The 23,488-nt window shown below is 69.0% G+C and carries 20 protein-coding genes; 11 read left to right on the top strand and 9 right to left on the bottom strand.

Annotation, left to right across the window (positions count from 1 at the left end; translation table 11 throughout):
- Positions 1–8 precede the first annotated feature (8 nt).
- The 5 genes from argS to NC7_RS22165 all read left to right on the top strand — a co-directional run bounded on the left by argS (position 9) and on the right by NC7_RS22165 (position 5,381).
- Positions 9–638 carry an arginine--tRNA ligase domain-containing protein gene (gene argS, locus NC7_RS30265; protein WP_236573600.1) on the top strand — a complete coding sequence of 210 codons (630 nt, stop codon included), beginning with the start codon at positions 9–11 and terminating at the stop codon, positions 636–638.
- 252 nt (positions 639–890) lie between these two features.
- Entirely contained in the window at positions 891–1,394 is a 504-nt protein-coding gene (locus NC7_RS22180) for a 2Fe-2S iron-sulfur cluster-binding protein (protein ID WP_067986171.1), read from the top strand.
- Positions 1,391–2,383, top strand: coding sequence for an FAD binding domain-containing protein (locus NC7_RS22175; protein ID WP_067986170.1), 993 nt, complete (start codon positions 1,391–1,393; stop codon positions 2,381–2,383). The genes NC7_RS22180 and NC7_RS22175 overlap by 4 nt, the downstream gene beginning before the upstream one ends.
- Positions 2,380–4,452, top strand: a complete 2,073-nt coding sequence (locus NC7_RS22170) for a xanthine dehydrogenase family protein molybdopterin-binding subunit (RefSeq protein WP_067986169.1) — start codon at positions 2,380–2,382, stop codon at positions 4,450–4,452. The genes NC7_RS22175 and NC7_RS22170 overlap by 4 nt, the downstream gene beginning before the upstream one ends.
- A gap of 23 nt (positions 4,453–4,475) precedes the next feature.
- The gene (locus NC7_RS22165; RefSeq protein WP_067986168.1) at positions 4,476–5,381 is read left to right on the top strand and encodes a DUF2797 domain-containing protein; all 906 of its coding nucleotides are present in this window, start codon (positions 4,476–4,478) and stop codon (positions 5,379–5,381) included.
- Between the two features lie 37 nt (positions 5,382–5,418).
- On the opposite strand, the gene NC7_RS22160 is transcribed toward NC7_RS22165, so the two are convergent.
- The 5 genes from NC7_RS22160 to NC7_RS22140 form a co-directional block, all read right to left on the bottom strand.
- The gene (locus NC7_RS22160) at positions 5,419–7,074 is read right to left on the bottom strand and encodes a DUF885 domain-containing protein (protein ID WP_236573601.1); all 1,656 of its coding nucleotides are present in this window, start codon (positions 7,072–7,074) and stop codon (positions 5,419–5,421) included.
- 4 nt (positions 7,075–7,078) lie between these two features.
- A complete protein-coding gene (locus NC7_RS22155) occupies positions 7,079–7,429 on the bottom strand; it encodes a MerR family transcriptional regulator (RefSeq protein ID WP_373861267.1) in 351 nt (116 codons plus the stop codon).
- Positions 7,430–7,682: 253 nt separating this feature from the next.
- Positions 7,683–8,864 carry a cytochrome P450 family protein gene (locus tag NC7_RS22150; protein ID WP_236573615.1) on the bottom strand — a complete coding sequence of 394 codons (1,182 nt, stop codon included), beginning with the start codon at positions 8,862–8,864 and terminating at the stop codon, positions 7,683–7,685.
- A 62-nt stretch (positions 8,865–8,926) separates the two neighbouring features.
- Complete coding sequence (locus NC7_RS22145; protein ID WP_067986167.1) at positions 8,927–9,358, bottom strand: roadblock/LC7 domain-containing protein; 432 nt, start codon at positions 9,356–9,358, stop codon at positions 8,927–8,929.
- A complete protein-coding gene (locus NC7_RS22140) occupies positions 9,358–10,752 on the bottom strand; it encodes a sensor histidine kinase (RefSeq protein ID WP_067986165.1) in 1,395 nt (464 codons plus the stop codon). The genes NC7_RS22145 and NC7_RS22140 overlap by 1 nt, the downstream gene beginning before the upstream one ends.
- Before the next feature lie 320 nt (positions 10,753–11,072).
- Between NC7_RS22140 and NC7_RS22135 the strand changes: the two genes are divergently transcribed.
- The 3 genes from NC7_RS22135 (at position 11,073) to NC7_RS22125 (ending at position 14,475) form a co-directional block, all read left to right on the top strand.
- Entirely contained in the window at positions 11,073–12,035 is a 963-nt protein-coding gene (locus tag NC7_RS22135; protein ID WP_067986162.1) for an AurF N-oxygenase family protein, read from the top strand.
- Entirely contained in the window at positions 12,032–13,360 is a 1,329-nt protein-coding gene (locus NC7_RS22130) for a lipase family protein (RefSeq protein WP_067986161.1), read from the top strand. Before NC7_RS22135 ends, NC7_RS22130 begins: the two co-directional genes overlap by 4 nt.
- Before the next feature lie 80 nt (positions 13,361–13,440).
- Positions 13,441–14,475, top strand: a complete 1,035-nt coding sequence (locus NC7_RS22125) for an alpha/beta fold hydrolase (protein WP_236573602.1) — start codon at positions 13,441–13,443, stop codon at positions 14,473–14,475.
- Here NC7_RS22125 and fadD5 read toward each other — a convergent pair.
- From fadD5 to NC7_RS22110, 3 genes are read right to left on the bottom strand one after another with little or no spacing between them, the layout of a single operon-like run.
- Complete coding sequence (gene fadD5 / locus NC7_RS22120) at positions 14,465–16,039, bottom strand: fatty-acid--CoA ligase FadD5 (protein WP_067986155.1); 1,575 nt, start codon at positions 16,037–16,039, stop codon at positions 14,465–14,467. The two genes, NC7_RS22125 and fadD5, sit on opposite strands and share 11 nt — an antisense overlap.
- Positions 16,040–16,065: 26 nt before the next feature.
- Positions 16,066–16,872: an enoyl-CoA hydratase gene (locus NC7_RS22115; RefSeq protein ID WP_067986149.1), complete on the bottom strand. Its 807-nt coding sequence runs from the start codon at positions 16,870–16,872 to the stop codon at positions 16,066–16,068.
- Complete coding sequence (locus tag NC7_RS22110; protein ID WP_174550257.1) at positions 16,869–17,855, bottom strand: NAD(P)H-dependent flavin oxidoreductase; 987 nt, start codon at positions 17,853–17,855, stop codon at positions 16,869–16,871. Before NC7_RS22110 ends, NC7_RS22115 begins: the two co-directional genes overlap by 4 nt.
- Before the next feature lie 215 nt (positions 17,856–18,070).
- Between NC7_RS22110 and NC7_RS22105 the strand changes: the two genes are divergently transcribed.
- From NC7_RS22105 to NC7_RS22095, 3 genes are all read left to right on the top strand, one after another.
- The gene (locus NC7_RS22105; protein ID WP_236573603.1) at positions 18,071–19,579 is read left to right on the top strand and encodes an aldehyde dehydrogenase family protein; all 1,509 of its coding nucleotides are present in this window, start codon (positions 18,071–18,073) and stop codon (positions 19,577–19,579) included.
- A gap of 31 nt (positions 19,580–19,610) precedes the next feature.
- Positions 19,611–20,756 (top strand): acyl-CoA dehydrogenase family protein, encoded by a 1,146-nt coding sequence (locus NC7_RS22100; RefSeq protein WP_067986145.1) that lies wholly within the window; start codon positions 19,611–19,613, stop codon positions 20,754–20,756.
- 79 nt (positions 20,757–20,835) lie between these two features.
- Positions 20,836–22,206 (top strand): FAD-dependent oxidoreductase, encoded by a 1,371-nt coding sequence (locus tag NC7_RS22095; RefSeq protein WP_067986143.1) that lies wholly within the window; start codon positions 20,836–20,838, stop codon positions 22,204–22,206.
- 7 nt (positions 22,207–22,213) lie between these two features.
- Here NC7_RS22095 and NC7_RS22090 read toward each other — a convergent pair whose 3' ends face one another.
- Positions 22,214–23,443: a TetR/AcrR family transcriptional regulator gene (locus tag NC7_RS22090; protein WP_236573604.1), complete on the bottom strand. Its 1,230-nt coding sequence runs from the start codon at positions 23,441–23,443 to the stop codon at positions 22,214–22,216.
- Positions 23,444–23,488 lie beyond the last annotated feature (45 nt).

The raw sequence follows: 23,488 nt of genomic DNA, 5'->3' as shown, positions 1-23,488 counted from the left end.
TCGACCACGTGGCCTACGGGACCATCCTCGGTCCGGATGGTAAGCCGCTCGAGACCCGTGCCGGTGGCACGGTTCGCCTGCGCGATCTGCTGGACGCGGCGGTCGCCCGGGTACGTGACGTGGTCGCGGAGAAGAATTCGGAGCTGACACCGGACGAGCTCGACACCGTCGCCGAGCAGGCGGGCATCGGTGCCGTGAAATACGCCGACCTGTCGACGTCGAGGGTCAAGGACTACACCTTCGATCCCGTGCGGATGACCGCGCTGAACGGCAACACCGGCGTCTACCTGCAGTACGCGCACGCACGGGTGTGCTCGATCCTGCGCAAGGCCGCGGATACGACACACGCGACGGTGGACCCCGGTGTCGCTCTGGAACCCGCGGAGCGGGCACTCGCGCTGACCCTCGACGCCTACGGAACCGTGCTCGACGAGGTGGCCGAGTCGCTCGAGCCGCATCGATTGGCCGGGTACCTCTACGAGCTCGCCCGGGTTTTCACGACGTTCTACGACTCGTGCCAGGTGCGCACCGCGTCGGAGCCGGTCCGCTCCAATCGGATCGTCCTGTGCGGCCTCACCGCCGCGACCCTCGAAAGGGGCCTCGGGCAGCTGGGAATCGCCGCTCCGCAGCGCATGTGACCGCTGCCGCGGCGGGTGCTGTGCCCGGACGAAACGGTCCGCGTCGACTTCCGGGCGATGCGGACCGGTACCAGGTGGGCGGGACGTTGTGCCCGCTCGTAGCGGCGAGGGTGCGGCTGTGCGCCGTCACTTTGCTACCGTGGCGAGGTGTGCTGGTGCACACCTGTTCGGGTAGCAGCTGGTGGCGGGCCCGTGAGGGCGTGCCGCGGTGGTCGGTGGTGAGGTCGGTGTCCCACGACGAGAGGCCGTTCGATGCGTGCGCAGATCAGTTTGACCGTGGACGGGCATACGCGGGAGGTGGGGGTCGACACCCGCGCCACGTTGCTCGACGTCCTGCGGGAGCAGCTGGGGGTGATTTCACCGAAGAAGGGGTGTGATCACGGGCAGTGCGGGTCGTGCACGGTGTTGCTCGACGGGCGGCGCGCGACGTTGTGCCTGGCGCTGGCCGTGGCGCACGACGGCGCCGGCATCGTCACCGCCGACGGGCTGGCCGACGGGGACGACCTGCATCCGGTGCAGCAGGCCTTCCTCGATCACGACGGCTTCCAGTGCGGGTACTGCACGCCGGGCCAGATCTGTTCGGCTGTCGGCATGCTCGAGGAGGTGAAGGCGGGCGCACCGAGTCATGTCACCGCCGATCTCACCGAGTCGATCGAACTCACCGACAGTGAGATCCGGGAGCGCATGAGCGGTAACCTGTGCCGGTGCGGTGCGTATCCGCACATCGTCGCCGCGATCGCGGAGGCCGCCCGATGAGGGACTTCGGCTACGAACGCGCGACCGGTGCCGAGCAGGCGGTCGCGACGATGCTCGCCGAGCCGGACGCCGTATTCCTCGGCGCCGGAACCAATCTCGTCGACCATCTCAAACTCGGTATCGCCGCCCCCGGCCTGCTCGTCGACGTGAGCCGGTTGCCGTTCGACGACATCGTCGAACGCCAGGACGGTGGGGTACGAGTGGGTGCGACGGTGCGCAATGCCGACCTCGCGGCCCATCCGATCGTTCGCGCCCGCTACCCGATGCTCTCGGCGGCACTGCTCGCCGGTGCCTCACCCCAGCTGCGCAATCTGGCGACCACCGCGGGCAATTTGCTGCAACGCACCCGCTGCCCGTACTTCCAGGACGTCACCACACCGTGCAACAAGCGCACGCCCGGCAGCGGTTGCTCGGCGATCGGCGGATACGACCGCGACCAGGCCGTACTCGGCGCGTCGGAGCAGTGCATCGCCACCCACCCCTCCGACATGGCGGTGGCGATGACCGCGCTGGACGCGACGGTCCGGGTACTCGGTGCCGACGGTGAACGCGAAATCCCCCTCATCGACCTGCACCGATTGCCGGGCAACGAGCCCGAGCGCGACACCGTCCTCGCCCACGGCGACCTCATCACCGCCGTCGACCTGCCCGCCCTCGACTTGGCGGCCCGTTCCACCTACCGCAAGGTGCGCGATCGCGCGTCGTACGCGTTCGCGCTGGTCTCTGTCGCCGCGGCCCTCGATCTCGCCGACGGGCTGGTGCGCGACTGCCGCATCGCGTTCGGCGGGGTCGCGCACAAACCCTGGCGCGCCCACGCCGCCGAAGCCGCGCTGCGCGGTCGTCCCGCCACCGAGGCGAGTTTCGCCGACGCCGCCGAGGCCGAACTCGCCGCCGCGCGCCCACAACAGCACAACGCCTTCAAGATCCCGCTGGCGCGCAAAGTCCTCGTCGCCACCTTGCGCGACCTGACCGAACAGGGAGCGCGATGACGCACGCGATCGGTAGTTCCCCCACCCGCGTCGACGGACCGGCCAAGCTGCGCGGCCGGGCACCGTACGCGATGGAACATCCGGCCCGGGATGCCTTGCATGCCTTCCCGATCCAGGCCACCATCGCGCGGGGCCGGATCGGCGCGATCGACACCCGCCCGGCCGAGCAGACGGACGGCGTCGTCGCGGTGCTCACCCATCTCAACGCACCACGGCTCGCCGCCGACGACGACAACGAACTGTTCATCCTGCAGAACGACGAGGTCGCCTTCCGTGGTCAGCTGATCGGGGTGGTCGTCGCCACCGGCCCCGAGGTGGCCCGTGCGGCGGCGGCGCGGGTGCTGGTGAGCTACGACGAGAGCCCCGCCGACGTGGTCTTCGACCCCGACCGCGACGACCTGTACGCACCCGAGGACGTGAGCGGCGGCTTCGCCACCGACACCACCGTCGGTGACGTCGAGCAGGCGCTGGAGCTGGCCCCGGTGACCATCGATCGCACCTACTCCACGGCGATGGTGCACAACAATCCGATGGAACCGCACGCCACCATCGCGCACTGGACCGAGGACGGCCTGGTCCTCTACGACTCGACCCAGGGCCCACACGTGGTGCGCTCGACGCTGGCGCCGCTGTTCGGGCTGGAACCCGAACAGGTGCACGTCATCGCACCGTATGTCGGTGGTGGATTCGGGTCGAAGGGCGAACCGCACGCCAATATCGTGCTGGCGGCCATGGCGGCCCGCTTCACCAACGGCAGGCCGGTGAAGTTGGCACTCACCCGCCAGCAGTTGTTCTCCCTCGCCGGGTACCGCACGCCGAGCGTGCAGCGGGTCCGGCTCGGCGCTCACCGCGACGGAACCTTGACCGCCCTGAGTCACGATGTGATCCAACAGGTTTCGGCGGTGAAGGAGTTCGCCGAGCAGACCGCCATCGTGTCGCGGGTGATGTACGCGGCGGGTTCCCGCGCCACCACCCACCGGTTCGCCGCGCTCGACGTGCCGGTGTCGTCGTGGATGCGGGCGCCGGGACACTGCCCGGGGATGTACGCGGCCGAAACGGCGATGGACGAGCTGGCGGTGGCGCTCGGCATGGACCCGATCGCCTTGCGCATCCACAACGAACCCGAGGTCGACCCGGAATCGGGTCGCCCCTTCTCCAGTCGCGGGCTGGTCGAATGCCTGCGCACGGGGGCGCGGCGTTTCGGGTGGGCCGACCGGGATCCGGCGCCGAGGTCGCACCGCGACGGCCGGTGGCTGGTCGGTTCGGGTGTCGCGGCGGCCACCTACCCGGCCGACGTGAATCCGGGCAACAGCGCGCGGGTGCGTTTCGCCGATGGATGCTACGAGGTGGCCATCGACGCGATGGACATCGGCACCGGCACCTGGACGACGCTCGGTCAGATCGCCGCCGACGCGCTCGGCGTCGACACTGACCACATCGACCTGCGCATCGGCGATTCCCGCCTGCCCGCCGGGACCGTCGCGGGTGGTTCGAGCGGGATGGCGTCGTGGGGGTCGGCGGTGGTCGCCGCGGCCGAGGACTTCCGCCGCCGCTTCGGCGACGATCCGGCCGAGGGAGCCGAGACCACCGTGGAAACGTCGAAAGATCCGGCGCGGGAGAACTTCTCGACGCATGCCTTCGGCGCGCATTTCGTCGAGGTGCGCGTCGACACCGACACCGCTGAGATCCGGGTGCCCCGGGTGGTGAGCGTGTTCGGTGCGGGCCGCATCATCAACCCGAGGACCGCCCGCTCCCAGTTCATCGGCGGCATCACCATGGGCATCGGTATGGCCCTGCACGAGGAGAGCGTGTTCGACACCCGCTTCGGTGCGGTCGTCAACCACGACTTCGCCGGGTACCACATTCCGGTGAACGCCGACATCGGCGAGATCGACGTCAGCTGGATCGACGAACACGATCCGCATGTGAATCCCATGGGCAGCAAGGGAATCGGTGAGATCGGCATCGTCGGTTCGGCGGCGGCGGTCGGCAATGCGATCCACCACGCCACCGGGGTCCGCGTCCGCCACGTCCCGATCCACCTCGAGGACCTCCTCGACGCCGTGTGAGCCCCATCGCCTAGATTCGCCGGATGACCTCCACCGCCCTGTACTGCGGCACGCGCTGGGACGAACAGGGTCGATGGTGGTACGAGTTGCAAGGTGGCGACGGCACCGTCGACCGGCTGCCTGGCGTCGGTACCCGCCTGGCGTTCCGGGTCGCCGAGGGCCGCTACTGCCTCGGCTATCGCGCGTTCGGCGCGGAGCCGGGCCGCCGTCCCTGTCCGCACGAGGCGCGCGTCGACACCGGTCATCAGTGCGAGCGGTGCCGGATCCGGGAGGGGTGGTCGGTCGTGCACAGTCATCGGGGCCCGCTCACCACACTGCCCGAACAGGTGCGTGATTACATGGCCCGCCCGCACCACCTCTACATCGCGTACTTCGGGGACGGAATGGCCAAGGTCGGGACCGCCTCCGCGCAGCGCCGGCACCGCCGCCTGTTCGAGCAGGGTGCGCTCGCCGCCCGGTTCATCACCGATTCGCCCGACGGACTGTACGTGCGCGAACTCGAACGGGTGGTGACCGAGCGGGCCGGACTTCGGCAGTCGGTGCCGGGCGTCACGAAGACGCGGATCCTCACCCGGCCGCTGCGACCGTGGTCGGCCGTGGAAGCCGCGGTCGACGAGGCCGCCGCGCATGCGGCCAGCGCCCTCCCCGACGAGATCGTCCGCACCGACATCGCCTGGTCCGGCGGCCGCGACTTCTACACGACCATCCAGGCCAGCGGCCGATTCCCGGACCCCGTCGAAATCACCTCGGCGGCAGGCGAGTACGTCTTCGACGCCGTCGCCGCCCACGGCCACACCCTCGCCTGCCGCGACCGGGCGGGTGCCGCCGAACTGGTGTTGGTCAACGACTCCCGCCTCGTCGGTCGCCGCATCGAACTCGACCCGACCATCGACGTCACCCCGGAACCGGCTCAGACCAGCCTGTTCTGAAACGCGGGAGCACCCGGGCGGGGGTCGGCGGGCCCGGTCAGTCCAGCACCAATTGCGTGCGGAGGGTGTCCAACCCCATCCCACCCAGCCGCAGGGCACGGGTGTGGAAGTGCTTCAGGTCGAACGAAGCGCCCGCGCGGAGTCTGGCGTCCTCGCGGGCCGCGAGCCAGGCTTGTTCGCCGAGTTTGTAGGCGGCGGCTTGGCCGGGCCAGCCCAGATAGCGGGCGATCTCGTCGCGGGCGGTGGTCGCGTCCTTCAGGGTTCTGGTCAGCAGGAACTCCCGGCCGAGGTCCGGAGTCCAGCGTTCACCCTCGTGGAAACCGGTACCGGACGGAATCGGCAGTTCGAGGTGCAGGCCGATGTCGAGCACGACGCGGGCGGCGCGAAAGAGTTGTTCGGCGAGCATGCCGAACAGGGCCCCGTCCTCGTCGAGGAAGCCCAGTTCCCGCATGAGGCGCTCGGCGTAGAGCGCCCAGCCTTCGCCGTGGCCGTCCACGAACGACAGGAGTCGCTGAAACCGGTTGAGGGACCGGGCCTCCCGTACCGCGGTGGCCACCTGGAGGTGGTGGCCCGGCACACCCTCGTGGTAGACGGTGCTGATCTCACGCCAGCTGAGGAACAGCTCCCGCCGCGGCTCCACCGACCACCACATCCGGCCGGGTCGGCGGAAATCCTCGCTCGGTCCGACGTAGTACGCGCCGACCCCGCCGCCCGGCGGTGCGATCCGGCACTCCAGCGCCATCAGTTCGTCCGGAATCTCGAAGTGCACGCCGCCTAGCGCGTCCAGAGCTCGATCGGACGTCTCCTGCAGCCAGGCTTGCAGGGCAGTGCGCCCGTGCAGGTGGTAGTCGGTGTCGGCGTCGAGGACCGCGGCGGCCGAGGCGATGGACGCCCCCGGTGCGATACGGCCCGCCACGGCGGCCAGCTCGCGATGGATGCGGTCCAATTCCGTCCAACCCCAGGCGTAGGCCGCGTGCGGGTCGACGGCGGTTCCGGTGAAATACCGCGACCACAGCCGGTAGGTGTCCTCGCCCACCGCGTCGGCGCGGGGAGCGTGGGGCGCGAGCTCGGTGCGCAGAAACATCGCCAGCTCGCCGAATGCCCGATCGGCGGCCGAGGCCACGCGGGCCAGATCGGGTGCGCCCGGCACGTGCTCGGCGGCCGCGGTGAAGGTGGCGAAGAATCCGGCTGCCCATGTCTCGGCCTGCCGGGCTGTCTCGAGTACCTGCCGCATCGCGGCACCCCGACCGCGCTGCTGCGCGGTGAGCAGGGAATCGCGCAGGCCCGCGAGGCATTTCGGCACAGCGGCGAGCCGATCGCCGATCATCGTCCAGTCCTCGGCGGTGTCGCTCGCCATCACGTCGAACACCATCCGCACGTCCTGAACCGGCGATGCGATGACATTCAACGCCCCCAGGCGCAGACCGGCATCGTGTAGTTCGACCTCGATGCCGATGCGCTCGGCGAACACCGCTCGCGCGATCCGCTCGTCGTCGTCGGGTGTCGTCGAGGCGATGGCACTCGCCGCGCGGTGGGCGAGGTCGGCTCGCGCCGCGTACCCGGCGGGTGAGTAGTCGGTGAGCTGATCGTCGCGGCCGGTGATGCCGAGCAGGGTCGCCATGACCGGGTCGGCGTCGGCGAAGTCGTCCACATACCGGTCGCAGATCGAGTGGACCTCGGAGTCGGCGCGCACGCTGTCAGCTGTCGGTGCGGCGATTGTGCAGCGCCTCGCGCAGATCGGCGTTGATGCGCTCGGCCTCGGCGAGCTGGTCTTCCAGAATCACGATGCGGCACGAGGATTCGAGGGTGTTGCCCGCGTCGACGAGTCCACGTACCCGCGCGGCGATGCGCAGCTGATATCGGGAGTAGCGGCGGTGGCCGCCGGTGGAGCGCTGCGGGGTCAGCAGTTCGGCGGCGTCGAGGGCGCGCAGAAACGACTGGGTGACGCCGAGGATTTCGGCGGCGCGACCCATACTGTAGGCGGGGTAGTCGTCGTCTTCGAGTCGGTCGGCGGCAGTGATGCCGTCGTCGGTGTCCACGTGCTGCACAGCACCTCTCGGTCAACGCTGGCAGGCCCGGCGCGTGTGGCGCCGGGCCTGGGATCTACAAACGAGGGATTGACTTCACATTCACTCCGCACCCCGACACTCTCCGGGACGCGGGACTGGTAAGTGACTGCTCAGTGACCACCACCTCCTGTGACTGCCGGTTGTGTCGAAGCTCGTGTACATCAGCGACCTTACAACTGGTGAAGCACAATGTCTACAGTTGCCACTGTAGATTTTTTCTTCCGTCGACTGGTCAATTCGGGACCGGCATCGGCGCGGTCTCGGGGAAGGTGACAGGGAGCGACGTCAGGGCCCGATGGAACGGGCCTGGTCGCCAGACCAGCTCCGACTCCGGCACCGCGAGCCGCATTTCGGGCAGGGCGTCGAGCAACTGATCGATGGCTTCCTGGACGATCAGATACGCGGGGGACTTGGCCGGGCAACCGTGCGGGCCGGTGCTCCAGGCCAGGTGGGCGCGGTTGTCGAGGAACTCACCCGTGCCGATGGCCGGATCGGTGTTACAGGCCGCCATGCTCACCACGACCGGCTGATGCGCGGGCAGCCACACGTCCTCGACGAGAACCGGTTGGCGCGGATAGGTGGTGCAGTGGTTGGCGATCGGCGGGTCGGTGTAGAGCACTTCGTCGAGCGCGTCCCGCGTCGACAGGCTGCCGCCGAGGATGCTGCCTGCGAAACGCTGATCGGTGAGCATCAGGCGCACCGTGTTGAGGATCAGGTTCAGCATCGGCTCGATACCCGTGGCGTACATGGTGAGCAGCTGGTTCATCAGCTCCTCGTCGTTGAGGCGGGCCGGGTGTTGTACGAGGCGGGTGGCCACGTCGTCACCCGGATCGAGCTGCTTGTGGCGGATCAGTTCGTAGAGCGCGTCCTCGAGGACCTGACCGCCCTGCACGGCGTCCGCGCCGCCCTCGAGAATCGCCGCCATGCCCGCGGCGGCTCGGGCGCCGATGTCCTCGGGTGCGCCGAGCATCGAATTGAGGGCCGCGAAGGCGACCGGGAAGCCGTACTGACTCAGCAGTTCCGCGCTGCCGTCGGCGCAGAACTCGTTGATCAGCGGGATGGTGATCTGCTCGACGGTGCGTTGCAGCCGGTACAGGTCCACCCCGGCCAAGCTGGCGACGGTGGCCTGCCGGTAGCGCGCGTGCTCGGCGCCCGCGGTGCGCAGTGCGGTGGGACGGTAACGCATCACCGGCAGCACCGGGCAGTCTTCGGGTACCGTCCGTTCCCACACGCGCGCGTCGGCGGGGAAGTGGTCGGGGTCGTTGAGGATGTGCACCGCGGTGCGATAGCCGATCACCAGGGTGGCGGGCACACCGGGCGCGAGGTCGACCGGGACGAGCGAGCCGAAGCGGCGCCGCATGTCGCGATAGGCGCCTTGCGGGTCGGCCGCGAACTCCTCCGAGTACAACGCCATCCTGGCCTGCCCGCTGTTGGAGTCGGGTGAGATGGGAGCGGCGCCGAAGGAGGTCTCGAGGGTCACAGCGAGATCTCCGCTCGACGGAATTCATCGCGCCGAGGCGGGGCACCAAGTTCGCGGCCGACCCGTTCGGCCAGTTCGTTCATCCGGTGCGCGACGAGTCCGAGATCGACCTCCGCCGTCGTCGCGACCCCGAGCAGGGTGCCCGCGCCCGCGGCGGTGATCAGGATCATTCCCTCGTCGTACTCGGTCATGTTCTGGCGCACCGCGTTCGGATACCCGCCGCAGAACTCACCGAGCGCCTTGCCGAGCGAGCGCAGCCCAGAGGCCGCGGCGGCGAATCGTTCGGCCTCGTCCTTGCTGATGCCGGGCGAATGGGCCACCCGGAGCCCGTCGTCGGATAACAGGACCGCGAACCGCACGCCGTCGAGCTCCAGATCGTCCAACAGCCAAGCCAGGCGGTTGGTGCTGTCGGTGAGGGAAGTGCTCATCAGCTGTCCTGTCCGTCGATGGAACGTTCGGCCGCGGCGCGACCGTGCCGGGAGCCGGTCTGCCAGGCGGTGACCAGCTCTGGCCTGCCTGGCAGCTCCGAGCCGCGGGCCCGGTCCCCGGCGGGGGTCACGACTCGTCGTGTGCGTTTGGGTAGACCGCCGGGGGTCGTGTCCGGTTCCGTGGGTTCCGGTGCCGTCGCGACACTCACCGCCGCGACCTCCAGTGGTTCGGAAACATCCTCTCGCACAATGACTTCCGGTGCGACAGCGGCTTGCTCGAGTTCGGTCGAGCGGGAGTCGGACTTGTCGACGAGCAGCGCCGAGGGAATGAAGACCATCGCGCGGGTGCCGCCGTAGACATTGGGTCCGTCGACATAGGCGGCGAATCCGTAGCGCCGGGCCAGCGCCGCCACGCCGGGAAAGCCGATCTTCGGCGACGGTCCGAGCGCGTTGATGTCGATCACCCGCTCGCCCGAGAGGATCTGGCGCGCCTCCTCCATCTGCTCCTGGCTCATCCGGACGCCTGCGTCGTCGATGATCAGGGTGACGCCGTGGTGTCCCTGTTGGAAGGCGACATCGACGAACGACGACGGCGGCGAATAGCGCAGAGCGTTGTCGAGCAGCGTGGCCACGGTGTGCACCAGCGGCTCGACGGCGCGGCTGATGACCACCCGGTCGCAGTGCCCGGTCCGCACCCGCAGGTAGTCGCGCACCCGTCCGGTCGCGCCGCCGACCACGTCGTCGACCGTCTGTTGCGGCCACCGCCTGCCGGGCAGACCGCCGGAGACCAGTACATAGGACTGCGCCTGCCGGATCATCTGCTGCACGGTGTGATCGATGCGACTCAAGGTGCCGTACACCTCGTCGTTGCGGTTCTCCCGCAGCGCGTTGCTGACCACCTGGCCCACGTCGGCGCCGAGACTCACCACGGTGGTGCCGAAGGCGCGCACCGCGTTTCCCGTCGCGGCACGGGCCTCGGCGGCGACCTGCGCGCGGGTCTCGTCGCGGACCGCCTCGACCCGTTCGGCGGCGCGCTCCTCGGCGTCGTGCTCGGCGGCGAGCCGGGTCTCCTCGCGCACCAGGGCGAGGTCCTCGGCGTACTCGGCCGCGATGCGCGCGATCTTGTGCGCGAACGGCGAGTCCCGCAGCTGGGCGGGGACCTCCGCGGTGACGTCCGGTTCACTGTGGCGGCGGATGGCTTCGGTGATCCTCGGTAAGGTCGCTTCGACCAGGCGCGTCATCGCCTCGTCGTGCGCGTAGAGCTCGCGTTCTGCCGTGGACAGCCGCGCGCGCACGTGACGCTCGTTGCGCAGGGCGACCAGCGCCACCGCGACCGCGCCGAGCAACACCACTGTTGCGATACCGAACAAGAACACCGCGATTGTCGGGGTCATCGGTTCCTTAGTCGTCTCACCGGCCGAAGAGCCTGGTGGCCGGAACCTCGCCGGTCCCTCCGACGAGACTGCCGCCGTCGGTGCAACGGTGCGAGTGCGGCCTGTCCCCGTCCCGCTGTGCTGCGCTTCCGGCGAATCCGCACACACCTTATCAGTGCCCTTTTCGCGGTCGGAAAGTGTTGGTGGCGTATGTGATTCGACCTCATTCCGCTCCCGTCGACCGGGTGCGGAAATATATGTGACACGAAGTTCCATCTACACTTGAATGGAACCGCCGGTACCACTAAACTGAGTAGTGGAACCACCGCTAGGAGACACCGATGACGTTGTCCGATTATCACGATATTCTGCAGGGCCTGTCCGAGGGCTCGGTCACCAAACACTTCGATCCCTATGTCGACATCGATTGGGACGCACCGGAAATGGTGGTGCATTCCGACGATCCACGCTGGATCATGCCGACCGAGGACCCGCTGGGACGGCACCCCTGGTATCGCGCGCAGCCCGTGGAGCGCCAGATCGCGATGGGCATGTGGCGCCAGGCGGGCATCGCCAAGGTCGGGATCGATTTCGAGCAGTTGCTCATCCGTGGCCTGATGCAGTACCTCATCTCGGTACCCAACGGTGACCCGGAATTCCGGTACGTCACGCACGAGGCTGCCGAAGAGTGCAACCACACGATGATGTTCCAGGAGATGATCAACCGCATCGGCTATCGCGATGTGATCGGCATGGGATCGATCGACCGCAAGCTGACGATGGTCATCTGGCCCGCGGTCAAGTATTTCCCCGAGCTGTTCTTCACCCTGGTGCTCGGTGGTGAGGAGCCCATCGACCACCTGCAGAAGTCGCTGCTGCGCGGCGGGTTCGACCTGCACCCGATGGTGCACCGGGTGATGCAGATCCACGTGGCCGAGGAGGCACGCCACATCTCCTTCGCACACGAGTACCTGCGCAAGAACGTGCCTGCGATGCACCCGGCCACCCGGTCGGTGCTGTCGGTGCTGTTCCCGATCGTGATGCGGGTGATGCTGTCGATGATCGCCACCCCGCCGAAGGAATTCGTGGACAAGTTCCACATTCCGGCCGAGGTGATGCGCGAGGCGTACTGGGGTAGTGCCGAATCACAGCACACCAAGCGCGACGTGTTCACCGACGTGCGCGCGCTGGCCACCGATATCGGCCTGATGAATCCGGTCGCCAAGCTGGTCTGGCGGGTACTCGGCATCGACGGTCCGGTCTCGCGGTACCGCAGCGAACCGGCTCGCCGGGCCACCGCGTGACCCCGGAGAGCTGGGCGGCGCCCACCGAGGTGCTGCTGCCCGACGCCGACCCGTTCTATGTGCCACGCGACGGATTCGACCAGGCGCCGCCGGGCACACTGTTGCGCTGGCGTCCGGTGGAATTGGCGGCCTTCGGGCTGATTCCCCTGCGGGCGCGGGCCTGGCAGCTGCTGTATCGCAGCAACGATCTCAACGGTGTGCCCGAGGCCGCGGTCACCACAGTGATCGCCCCGGCCGACGGCGTCGCCGACGGCGCGCCCCTGGTGTCGTTCCAGTGCGCGATCGATGCCATCGCCCCGCGTGCCTTCCCGTCGTATTCGCTGCGACGCGGCTCGCGGGCGATCGGCACCTGCGCACATGTCGAACTGCTGTTGTTCGCCGATGCGCTGTCGCGGGGCTGGGCGGTGTCGGTACCCGATCACGAGGGCATGCTCGGTGCGTGGGGTGCGCCCCGCGAGCCCGGCTACCGCGCCCTCGACGGCGTTCGCGCCACCCTTGCCTTCGAACCGGGTGGGCTCGCGCCCGACGCCCAGGTGGGCTTGTGGGGCTACTCCGGTGGCGGGCTCGCCTCGGCGTGGGCGGCCGAAATGGCTCCGACCTACGCACCCGAACTCGATATCGTCGGCGCGGTACTCGGCTCTCCGGTCGGTGACCTGGTCTCCACGTTCCACCGGCTCGACGGCGGTCTGCACGCGGGCCTGCCGACGCTGGTGGTCGCGGCGCTGCGGCGGGTCTATCCGGTGTTCGCCGAACTGGTCGACACCCATTTCTCCGACGAGGGCCGCGCGGTGCTCGACAAAGCGGCGACCTCGACGACCGTCGGTGCGGTGTTGCGGCTGGCCAGGTACAGCGTCGACCGGCACACCGGGATGCCCATGGGCGAACTGCTCGCGCTCGAGGCGATGCTCGAGATGTTCGCCGACCTGACCCTGGGTGACCGGACGCCGACGGCGCCGCTGCTGGTGTTGCAGGCGGTGCACGACCAGATCATCGCGGTCGACGACATCGACGCGCTCGTGGAGCGGTATCGGGCCAACGGTGCGCACGTGACCTATCTGCGCGACCGACTCAGTGAGCACCTGAGCCTGCTGGCGGGTTCGGCTCCGCTGAGCCTGAACTGGTTGGCCGACCGGTTCGCCGGGCTCCCGGTGACCCCGTCGCGGACCAGGACCGTGCTGAGCATCTTCGGTCTCCCGGCGGGTCGGCACGGTCTCGCCGACCTGGCCAGGGCGATGGTGCGAGTCCTGTTCGCGCGACCGATCACCACGGTCGTGACCGGGCGCGAACTCGCGCCGCGAACGACGCGGGACCAGCGCGCGGCCTGACGCGGACCTTAACTTACTCACTGGTAAGATACTGGACCGTAGCGACTGTCGACGGCAGCGGGTGAGTAAAGGGGTTATCGGTGGGGATAGTGACCGATGTGCCGCGTGCGGTACGCAACGTCTGGGCGGTCTCCTTCGGTGGTGGGCTCGAATCCGGCGAGCCCACCCCGTCGACAACGGTGTACGAGCGACCGCATCGCCATCTGAAGCGGTACGACGCCGGTCGCACCGAGGGGAATCCGGTGCTGCTGGTGCCGCCGTTGGCGGTCACCCCGGCGTGCTTCGATCTGCGTCCTGGCCAGAGCCTCGTCCGCCACCTGATCGCGCGGGGCCGCCAGCCCTACGTGATCGATTACGGCCAATTCGGCTATGCCGACCGGAATCTCGGACTCGAGGACTGGACCGGTGACATCCTGCCCGAGGCCATCGCCCGGGTCGCCGCCGAACACGACCGACCGGTCGATCTCATCGGCTGGTCGCTCGGCGGAGTGTTCGCCCTGCTGACCACCGCCGCCAACGCCGACCTGCCGGTGGCCTCCATCACCGCGCTCGCGGCCCCCATCGACCAGCGCCGCACCCCGCTGCTTGCGCCGATGCGGTTGGCCGCCAAGGTCACCGGCGGCAAAGAAATGGCGCTGGCCACCCGGATCATGGGTGGCATCCCGCAGGAATTCGTGCGGCTCGGATTCCGGTTGCAGGCGTTCGACCGTGAGCTCACCAAGCCCGCCTACCTGATCCGCAACGCCCTCGACACCGAGGCGCTCGCCCGGCTGGAGGCGACCGAGCGGTTCATGTCCTCGATGCCCGGCTACCCCGGCCGGTCCTACTGGCAGATCCACCGCAGCCTGGTACTGCGCAACGAGCTCGCCGACGGCTACATCCGGCTGCGCTCGGATCTGGTCATCGAACTGGCCAAGGTCACCTGCCGCGTGCTGCTGCTCGGCAGCCGGGGCGACGCGGTCGTGCCCGCCTCCTCGGTCCGGCGCGGGCTGGACGTGCTGCCCGCCGCGGAGGTCGAATTCGTCGAGGTGCGCGGCGGCCACCTGGGATTGCTCGCCAGTGCGACCGCCGCGCAGACCACCTGGCCGGTGATCGACGAATTCCTCAGCCGGTGACGATCGGCGCCGAGCCGTGCTGGGCACGCAGTTCGTGCTTGACGACCTTGCCGCCCGCGTTGCGCGGCAGGGCATCGATCACGACCAGCGCCTTGGGGTGCTTGTAGCGGGCCAGGTGGGCGTCGAAATGGTCGGCGAGGTCGGCGAGGGTGATCTCGCCGCCGTCCTCGGTGACCACGATGGCCACTGGCACCTCGCCCCACTTGTCGTCGGCGCGGCCGATCACCGCCGCCTCCCGGATCCGCTCGTGGGCGAACAGCACGTTCTCCACCTCGGCGCAGTAGATGTTCTCGCCGCCGGAGATGATCATGTCCTTCTTGCGGTCGACGACGTAGACGAAACCCTCCTCGTCGCGGCGCACCAGGTCACCGGAGTGGAACCAACCACCGGCGAACGCGTCGGCGGTCGCGCGCGGGTTGTTCCAGTACTCACGCATCAGAGTCGGTCCGCGGTAGACGATCTCGCCCACCTCACCGGGGGCCACATCGTTCATCTCGTCGTCGACGATGCGGGTCGCGATCGTGGGGATCGGCTTGCCGACCGAGCCGAGCTTGCGGATCGCGTCCTCGCCGTCGAGCACGCAGGTGATCGGTGACATCTCAGTCTGGCCGAACACGGCGACGTTCAGCGCGTTCGGGAAGGTCTCGGCCATCGCCCGCAGCACGGAGTCGGAGGCGGGGGCGGCGCCCCAGCTGATCACCCGCAACCGCAGATCCCGTTGCGGCACGGTCGGATCGGCGCACACCACCTGCCACTGGGCGGGCACGAGGAACACCGAGGTGGCCCGTTCGCGCTCCCAGGCGTCGAGCACCTCGGTGGCGTCGAAGGCCTTGAGCGGATGGATCACCGTGAGCGCGCCGAGCACGAAACACGAGGCGACGCTGCCCAATCCGGCGATGTGGAACAGCGGCGAGGCGCAGAAGGCGATGTCGTCGACGCGGTACTGCATGGCCCGGATACAGGTGAGCGCCTGCGAATTCATGTTCAGGTGGGTGAGCACCGCGCCCTTGGGGTTACCCGTGGTGCCGGAGGTGTACATGATGAGCGCGGCGGTGTCCTCGGGGACGTCCAGCGCGTCGTGCGGGTCACCCTCCTCGGCCAGCAAGTCGTCGTAGCCGAGCACGCCCTCGCCGGTGGGGGCGCCGACCACGATCCGGGTGGCCAGCGCGTCGGTCTGGGCGGCGACGGCGCCGACCAGCGGGGCGAGGACGGTGTCGGTGATGATCACGCGCGTACCGCTGTCGTTCACCTGGTAGACGATCTCGGGCGGGGTGAGTCGGAAGTTCACCGGAACCGCGATGGCACCGAGGGTGTTGATCGCGAACACTGACTCGATGTACTCGGTGTTGTTGAGCATCAGGATCATCACCCGGTCGCCGGGGGAGACCCCGCGGCGCGCGAGCGCGTCGGCCAGCCGCTGGACCCGCTCGTGCAGCTCGCCCCAGGTCGTCGTCTTGCCGAGGAACCGCAGCGCGGGGGAGTCGGGGATCGTTGTTGCGTGGATCGCGATCTGGTTCATCCAGTGATTGCGTCGCGAGCGCATCGGTTCGGTTGCGGTGAACATCTGATCTCCTGCGAAACGCCGGGCCGTCAGGCCGGGTCGGTGATGGGATGGACGGCGCCCTCGAAACGAGGTGCGCGGCGGGTGAGCATGGCCGTCATTCCCTCGAGGAAATCGGCGGAGGTGAGCAGCTCGGACTGGCCGGTCTTCTCCCTGGCCAGGGCGGCGTCGAGGCCGGTGAGCGTCGCCGCGTTGAGCGCCGCCTTGGTGAGCTGCAGCGCTCGGCGCGGGCCCGCGGCGAGCTTGGCGGCCACGGTCTCGACGTGGGCGCCGAGTTCCTCGGCCGGAACCGCGCGGGTGATGAGGCCCGCCGAGGCGGCGTCGGTGGCGGGCAGCCGGGCGCCGAGCAGGGCGAATTCGGCGGCGCGGGCGCGTCCCATGGACGCCGCGACCACGGCCGTGGCACCACCGTCGGGCATCAGCCCGATGGAGGTGAACGGCAGCAGCAGGTAGGTGTCCTCGGCGGCGTAGATGAGGTCCGCGGCCAGGGCGATGGATGTGCCGACACCGGCGGCGGGCCCGTTGACCTGCGCGATCACCGGCAGCGGCGAATCGATGATGGCGCGGATCAGGTCGTTGGCCCGGTCCATCACCACCTCCGGCGACGCCTCGTTGCCGCCCGCGGCGGCGGCCGCGGCCAGATCCGCGCCGGTGCAGAATGCCGAGCCCGCGCCGGTCAGCACGATCACCCGCACCGACGGCTGGGTGGCCGCGGCGGTGACCAGGTCGCACAGCTCGGTCATGGTCGCCAGATCGATGGCGTTCATGCGTGCCTGGCGATCGATGGCGATCCGCAGGATGCCGTGTTCCTCGGTGGTGAGAACGCTCGCGCTCATCGGGCGACCGCCTCGCCGATCGAGCCCGCCAGTCGGCCCGCGATGAGCTCCTCGGCCTCGCGAACCATCCGCGCGATCAGGTCGGCGCAGGTGGGGATGTCGTGGATCAGGCCCTGACACTGCCCGACGCTCCAGATGCCCGCGTCGATGTCGCCCTCCTCGTAGACCTTGCGTCCGCGCGCACCTGCGACGAGTTCACGCACGTCGGCGAAGGTGCCGCCACCGCGCTCGATCTCGACCACCTGGCGGCTGACGGCGTTGTCGGCGACCCGAGCGGTGTTGTTCATGGTGCGGAAGATCAGCTTCGTGTCGAGCTCGGTGTTGGCCACGATCTTCTCCTTCACGGCGTGCGCGATCGGTGACTCCACGGTGCACAGGAACCGCGTTCCCATGTTCACACCGTCGGCACCGAGCGCCATGGCCGCGACCAGACCGCGCGCGTCGGCGATCCCGCCGGAGGCGATCATCGGGATCTCGAGCTCACGGGCCGCGGCCGGAATGAGGACGAGACCGGGGGTGTCGTTCTCGCCAGGGTGCCCGGCGCATTCGAAGCCGTCGATGCTCACGCCGTCGACGCCGACCTGCTGGGCCTTGATCGCGTGCTTGACGCTGGTGCACTTGTGCAGCACCTTGATGCCCGCGTCCTTGAGATAGGGCAGGTGGGTGGCCGGATTGCCGCCCGCGATCTCGACGATCTTCACTCCGCCGTCGATGATGGCTTGCCGGTACTCCGCATAGGGAGGCGGCGTGATGGACGGCAGGATCGTCAGGTTCACCCCGAACGGCTTGTCGGTGAGATCCCTGGTGCGGGCGATCTCCTCGCGCAGCGCCTGCGGCGTGGGTTGGGTGAGGCCGGTGATGATGCCGAGGCCACCTGCTTCGGACACGGCGGCGGCGAGTTCGGCGCGGCCGACCCACATCATCCCGCCCTGCACGATCGGGTGCTCGACACCGAAGGCCTCGGTGAATCGGGTGCGCAGCATCGCGCTCTCCCTCCGGATTCAGACGTTCTCGCCGGTCGCGGGCAGAACCAGGACGGCTCTGGGCAAGCGGAAAGAATCATGATTAACTTAGCGAGAATTGTGATTAACTTAATGGCGGCCGACGCGGCCTGTCAACACCTCGTGCGGCGAGTTGGCCGCCCACCGGGCCCGCGTATCGACGCCCCGCGACCGAGTGACCTGAAGGAAGGTCGACAATGACCGAAACACCCACCGCAACACCGAGTTCTGCGACAATGATCGCCACCGCGAACCCCGCTACCGGCGAACCGGTCGGTAGCTGGCCGGTCGATGACGCCGACCGGGTCGCCGCCGTCGTCGCCCAGGCCCGCCGGGCGGCCGATACATGGCGCGAACTCGGGTTCACTGAGCGGAAGCGTGCGTTACAACGCTGGGCAGCCCAGCTGGTGTCGCACGCCGACGAGTTCTGCGCGCTGATCCACGCCGAGAACGGCAAACCGCTCGACGACGCCTATCTCGAGGTGATCACCGCCGTCGAACACCTCAACTGGGCGGCCGAGAACGCGCGCCGGGTGCTCGAGCCCAAGCGGGTCTGGCCCGGGCTCATGATGGCCAACCACGAAGCGGTGATCGAACAGCGTCCGCACGGTGTGGTCGGGGTGATCGGCCCGTGGAACTACCCGGTGTACACGCCGAACGGGTCCATCGCCTACGCACTGGCGGCGGGCAACACCGTCGTGTTCAAGCCGAGCGAGCTGACCACCGGCGTCGGACGCTGGTACGTCGAGGCCTTCGCCAAGGCCAATCCCGCGCTGCCCGAAGGCGTTCTGAGCGTGCTGACAGGTCCGGGCGAGACCGGCCGCGCGTTGGTGACCTCCGGTGTCGACATGATCGCGTTCACCGGCTCGACCGCGACCGGCAAGCGGATCATGGCGGCGGCGGCCGAGCGGCTCACCCCGGTCGTGCTCGAATGCGGCGGCAAGGACGCGGCGATCGTGGCCGAGGACGCCGACGTGGCCGCGGCGGCCGACGCGATCGCGTGGTCGGCGATGGCCAACTCCGGGCAGACCTGTGTCGGCACCGAACGCTGCTATGTGGTCGCCTCGGTGTACGACCAGTTCCTCGCCGAACTGACCGCGCGGGTGCGTGATCTCGTCCCCGGCTCCGACGGCGATGCCACCTACGGGCCGATGACGCTGCCCGCCCAGGTCGACGTGGTCGCCGAGCACGTCGCCGCCGCGCTCGCGGACGGCGCGACCGCCGTGGTCGGCGGCGCCGACTCGGTGCGGGCGCCGTTCGTGCGTCCGATCGTGCTGGTCGACGTCCCCGAGGACTCGGTGGCCGTGCGGGAGGAGACCTTCGGCCCCACCCTGACCGTGCACAAGGTCCGCGATGTGGCCGAGGCGATCCGGCTGGCCAACGATTCGCGCTACGGTCTGGCCTCGTCGGTGTTCTCCCGCAAGCGCGGAATGGCCATCGCGCGTGAACTGCGTGCCGGGGCCACCTCGGTGAACAGCCCCGCCGCCTACGCCGCGATCCCCGCGCTGCCCTTCGGCGGGGTCGGCGAGTCCGGCGTCGGCCGGATCCACGGCGAGGCCGGGCTGCTCGGTTTCACCCGTCCGCATTCGATCGCACGGCAGCGCTTCGCGATTCCCGGTATGGCACTGCAGTCCTTCGCCAGGACCGACTCGACCCTCGCGACGGTCAAGAAGCTCACGGTGCGCCGCTTCGGGCGCGCCAAGTAGACCCAGAAATCACGGAAAGAAGAGGAACAGTATGGGCGTCGAATTCACCTCGGAACAGCAGGATTTCGCCGCGGCCGTCGCCGCGTTCGCCAAGCGCGAGGCGGGCACCCGGGCGCAGCGTGACGAACTCACCGTCAACGACCGCGAACAGCACAACCCGTCGGTCTACGCGAAGATGGCCGAGCTCGGCTGGCTCGGACTGACAGTGCCCGAGGAGTACGGCGGTTCGGCGGCCTCGATGGTCGACATGTGCATCCTGCTCGAGGAGACCCACCGGGGCATGCTGCCGATCGGCGCGATCGGGCCGACCCTGATCACCGGTGGCGCCTACGCCAAGTTCGGCACCGAGGCACAGAAGGACACCGTGCTGCGCGGCATCATTCGCGGCGCGTCGCAGTCGATCTCGATGTCGGAGCCCGAGGCGGGCTCGGATGTGGGCAACCTGTCGACCAAAGCGGTCAAGACCGCCGACGGCTGGCTGATCAACGGCCAGAAGACCTGGTGTTCCAACGCCCACATCTCGGAGAACATCCTGCTCGTGGCCCGCACCTCCAAGGAGGGCGGAAAGCACGAGGGGCTCACCATGTTCCACGTGCCCGCCGACACTCCGGGCCTGCAGATCACGCCGATCGAGCTGATGGGCAACCAGAAGGAGACCAACGACCTGTACTTCACCGATTGCGTGCTCCCCGAGGACGCGGTGGTCGGTGAGGAGGGCAACGGCTGGCGTCAGCTGATGACCGGACTGAACTTCGAGCGGCTGATCCTGGCCGCGATGAGTCTCGGTGCGGCCGAACGCGCCTTCGCCGACACCCTGGAGTTCGTCACCCAGCGCAAACAGTTCGGCAGGCCGATCGGCACCTTCCAGTCGCTGCGGCACCGGTTGGCCGATCTGGCCACCGAGATCGAGTGCACCAAGCTGCTGATCTACAGCGTGGCCCGCGAGGCCGACGCGAACCCGGACAAGATGCTGGCGCGCGAGGCGTCGATGGCCAAGCTCAAGGCCACCGAGACCGCCAAGCGGGTGGCGCTCGAGGGTATGCAGATGATGGGTGGCTACGGGTACGCGCGCGAATTCGACATGGAGAAGCACGTGCGCGGTGCCCTGGTGTCGACGATCTTCGGCGGGACCAGCGAGATCCAGCGCGACATCATCGGGCGCACGCTGGGCCTGTGAGCCGCCAGGTTCTCGCCGCCACGGTCGTTGGGGGGTGGCGGCGAGAACCCGCGCGTTCGGCTCTCGTACCGTTGGCGGTATGGCCGAACGCATGGTTGTCATCGGCGCCGACGCCACCGGGATGTCGGCGGCCTCGCAGGCGCGTCGGTCGCGTGACGCCGACGCGCTCGAGATCGTGGTGTTCGAGAAGGGCAGGCACGCCTCGTATTCGGCGTGCGGCATCCCGTACTGGGTCAGCGGTGACGTCGCCAAGGCCGACGATCTGATCGCCCGCACTCCCGAGGAGCACCGTGCCCGGGCGATCGACCTGCGGCTGCGCACCGAGGTGGTCGAACTCGACATTCCCGGACGGCGAGTACTCGCCCGCGATCTCGACAACGGGGCGGAGTACTGGACCGGCTACGACCAGCTGGTCCTCGCCACCGGGGCCACCCCCATCCGGCCCCCGCTGCCCGGCATCGACGCCGCGGGTGTATTCGGTGTGCAGACCCTCGACGACGGTGAGGCGCTCATCGACGCGCTGACCGCGTCGTCCGGACGCGACGCCGTCGTCGTCGGCGCGGGCTACATCGGGGTCGAGATGGCGGAGGCACTCATCCGGCGCGGGTTCCGGGTCACCATGGTGACCCGGGGGCCCGAACCGATGTCGACCCTCGACCCGGAGATGGGTGCGCTGGTCCGAGAAGCCATGGTCGGCATGGGAATCCGGTTGGTCACCGGCACCGAGGTGACGGGTATGCGCGCCGATGCCGACGGGCACGTGCGCGCGGTGACCACCGCCGACACCGAATACCCCGCCGACATCGTCGTGCTCGGCCTCGGCGTGCGTCCCGCCACCGATCTCGCCCGGCGCGCGGGCCTACCGCTCGGTGAATCCGGCGGCCTGCTCACCGATCTCGCGCAACGGGTACGCGGCCACGACGACATCTGGGCGGGCGGCGATTGCGTGGAGGTGCTGGATCTGGTCTCGGGAGCATCGCGTCACATCGCGCTCGGCACGCACGCCAACAAGCACGGTCAGGTCATCGGTACCGGCATCGGCGGCGGGTACGCCACCTTTCCCGGTGTGGTGGGGACCGCCGTCAGCAAGGTCTGCGATCTCGAGGTCGCCCGTACCGGACTGCTCGAGGAGGACGCCGAGCGCGCGGGCCTGCAATTCCACGCCGTCACCATCGAATCCACCGGACGCGCGGGCTATTTCCCCGGCGCCGAACCGATGACGGTGAAGATGCTCGCCGAACGCCGCACGGGTCGGTTGCTCGGCGTGCAGATCGTCGGACGCGAGGGCGCGGCCAAACGGGTCGACATCGCCGCGGTCGCGCTCACCGCCAGGATGACGGTGGAACAGATGACCGCCCTCGACCTCGGCTACGCGCCACCCTTCTCGCCGGTGTGGGATCCGGTGCTCGTCGCCGCTCGCGCCGCCACCCGTGCGGTGGCGCGCGGCTGAGCGTCGGTCAACGGGGGAGCGGCTGACCGAGCGTGACGGTCTGCAGCAGCCGGACCACGAGGTCCTGCGGGCAGATCCCGTCGTCACCGAAGACTCGCCCGAGGTCGACCACCAGGCTGAACGCGGCGTGGACCAGGATCCGTGCCTCACCGATCGACAGCTCCGGTCTGGCCTCGGCGACGAGCTTCGCCCATTCGGTGATGATGAGCTGCTGCAGATGACGCAGGGTGACCTGGTCGGCCGGGTCGACATGACTGAACTCGGCGTAATAGACGAAGGTCAGCGCTCGTTCGTCGAAGGACCCCGCGACATAGAGGTCGATGAGGGTGCCCAGCGCCTCGGCAGGGTTACCGGCGGTCCCGACCGCCGTGGGAATCGCCGCCGACACCCGGTCGGCGGCGCGCCGGAACGCCGCCGCGAGCAGATCGCTCTTGCTGCGGTAGTAGCGGTACACCGCGGAGGCGGCCGACAGGTCGGCGGCCGAGGCGATGTCCTCCATGCTGACGTTGGGGTAGCCGCGCTCGTGGAACAGCTCGACCGCCTTGCGCAGTAGCAGCTCGTGTTTGAACGGCTGCGGCAGTTCGGTGCCCCGCCGGGCGGCCGCGGGGCTCGGACCGCCGCGCAGATCGGCGTCGACCAGTGCCCAGCAGGTCGACTTCAACAGTTGGGCAAGGGTTTTCGCCGACAGACTCGCGTGGTGGTCGCCGATGCTGCTGGCCACCGCGAACACCGACACCGCGCGCACGGCACGATCGTGACCGTCGAGTTCGGGGCGCACCGCGCGGATCAGGCCACGCACCACGGCGATCGCGCTGACGAACTGGTCGGTGAACTCCGTGAAGTCGGCGGGCTCGAGGTAGCGCCGTTCCCAGCGGGCCAGCGCCACCGTCGGCCGGTTGGCCACCGTCGCGGCGATGACCGCCTCGAAGACGTGGTCCAGGCGATCCCGGGCCGACCAGTTCTCGGCCTCGGGCGGCAGGTCGACCGCGGCGAGCGCCAGCCCCGACAGCCGCAGCAACTCCTCGCGGAACAGCGCGTACTTGCTCGGGAAATGGCGATAGAGGGCGGCGGAACTGATGTCGAGCCTGCGGGCGATGTCGTCCATGCTCACGCCGTGGTAGCCGTGCGCCCCGAAGGCCGCGGCGGCTTCGTTCGCGATCTGCGCACGCCGATTCTTCGGCCTGCGTCGGATCTGCCGTGCCGGTGCGGCGGGTTCGTCGATCTGCTTGCTCGTCATCTCGCCTGTCATGGTATCGCCTGTGTGTCCTCGGTCAGCTCAGCT

Origin of the sequence: Nocardia caishijiensis NBRC 108228 (genome assembly GCF_001612825.1) — a bacterium.
GTDB classification, from domain to species: domain Bacteria; phylum Actinomycetota; class Actinomycetes; order Mycobacteriales; family Mycobacteriaceae; genus Nocardia; species Nocardia caishijiensis.
The sequence above is the reverse complement of the archived record's forward strand: the minus strand, read 5'-3'. Positions and strand labels throughout refer to the sequence as shown.

Excerpts from the sequence above, each read along its gene's own strand:
- NC7_RS22115 (WP_067986149.1), bottom strand. The coding sequence starts at position 16,872 with ATGAGCGCGAGCGTTCTCACCACCGAGGAACACGGCATCCTGCGGATC.
- NC7_RS22100 (WP_067986145.1), top strand. The coding sequence starts at position 19,611 with ATGGGCGTCGAATTCACCTCGGAACAGCAGGATTTCGCCGCGGCCGTC.
- NC7_RS22180 (WP_067986171.1), top strand. The coding sequence starts at position 891 with ATGCGTGCGCAGATCAGTTTGACCGTGGACGGGCATACGCGGGAGGTG.
- NC7_RS22090 (WP_236573604.1), bottom strand. The coding sequence starts at position 23,443 with ATGACGAGCAAGCAGATCGACGAACCCGCCGCACCGGCACGGCAGATC.
- NC7_RS22175 (WP_067986170.1), top strand. The coding sequence starts at position 1,391 with ATGAGGGACTTCGGCTACGAACGCGCGACCGGTGCCGAGCAGGCGGTC.
- NC7_RS22110 (WP_174550257.1), bottom strand. The coding sequence starts at position 17,855 with ATGCTGCGCACCCGATTCACCGAGGCCTTCGGTGTCGAGCACCCGATC.
- NC7_RS22105 (WP_236573603.1), top strand. The coding sequence starts at position 18,071 with ATGACCGAAACACCCACCGCAACACCGAGTTCTGCGACAATGATCGCC.
- NC7_RS22170 (WP_067986169.1), top strand. The coding sequence starts at position 2,380 with ATGACGCACGCGATCGGTAGTTCCCCCACCCGCGTCGACGGACCGGCC.
- NC7_RS22150 (WP_236573615.1), bottom strand. The coding sequence starts at position 8,864 with ATGGCGTTGTACTCGGAGGAGTTCGCGGCCGACCCGCAAGGCGCCTAT.
- NC7_RS22140 (WP_067986165.1), bottom strand. The coding sequence starts at position 10,752 with ATGACCCCGACAATCGCGGTGTTCTTGTTCGGTATCGCAACAGTGGTG.
- NC7_RS22165 (WP_067986168.1), top strand. The coding sequence starts at position 4,476 with ATGACCTCCACCGCCCTGTACTGCGGCACGCGCTGGGACGAACAGGGT.
- NC7_RS22135 (WP_067986162.1), top strand. The coding sequence starts at position 11,073 with ATGACGTTGTCCGATTATCACGATATTCTGCAGGGCCTGTCCGAGGGC.
- NC7_RS22145 (WP_067986167.1), bottom strand. The coding sequence starts at position 9,358 with ATGAGCACTTCCCTCACCGACAGCACCAACCGCCTGGCTTGGCTGTTG.
- NC7_RS22095 (WP_067986143.1), top strand. The coding sequence starts at position 20,836 with ATGGCCGAACGCATGGTTGTCATCGGCGCCGACGCCACCGGGATGTCG.
- fadD5 (WP_067986155.1), bottom strand. The coding sequence starts at position 16,039 with ATGTTCACCGCAACCGAACCGATGCGCTCGCGACGCAATCACTGGATG.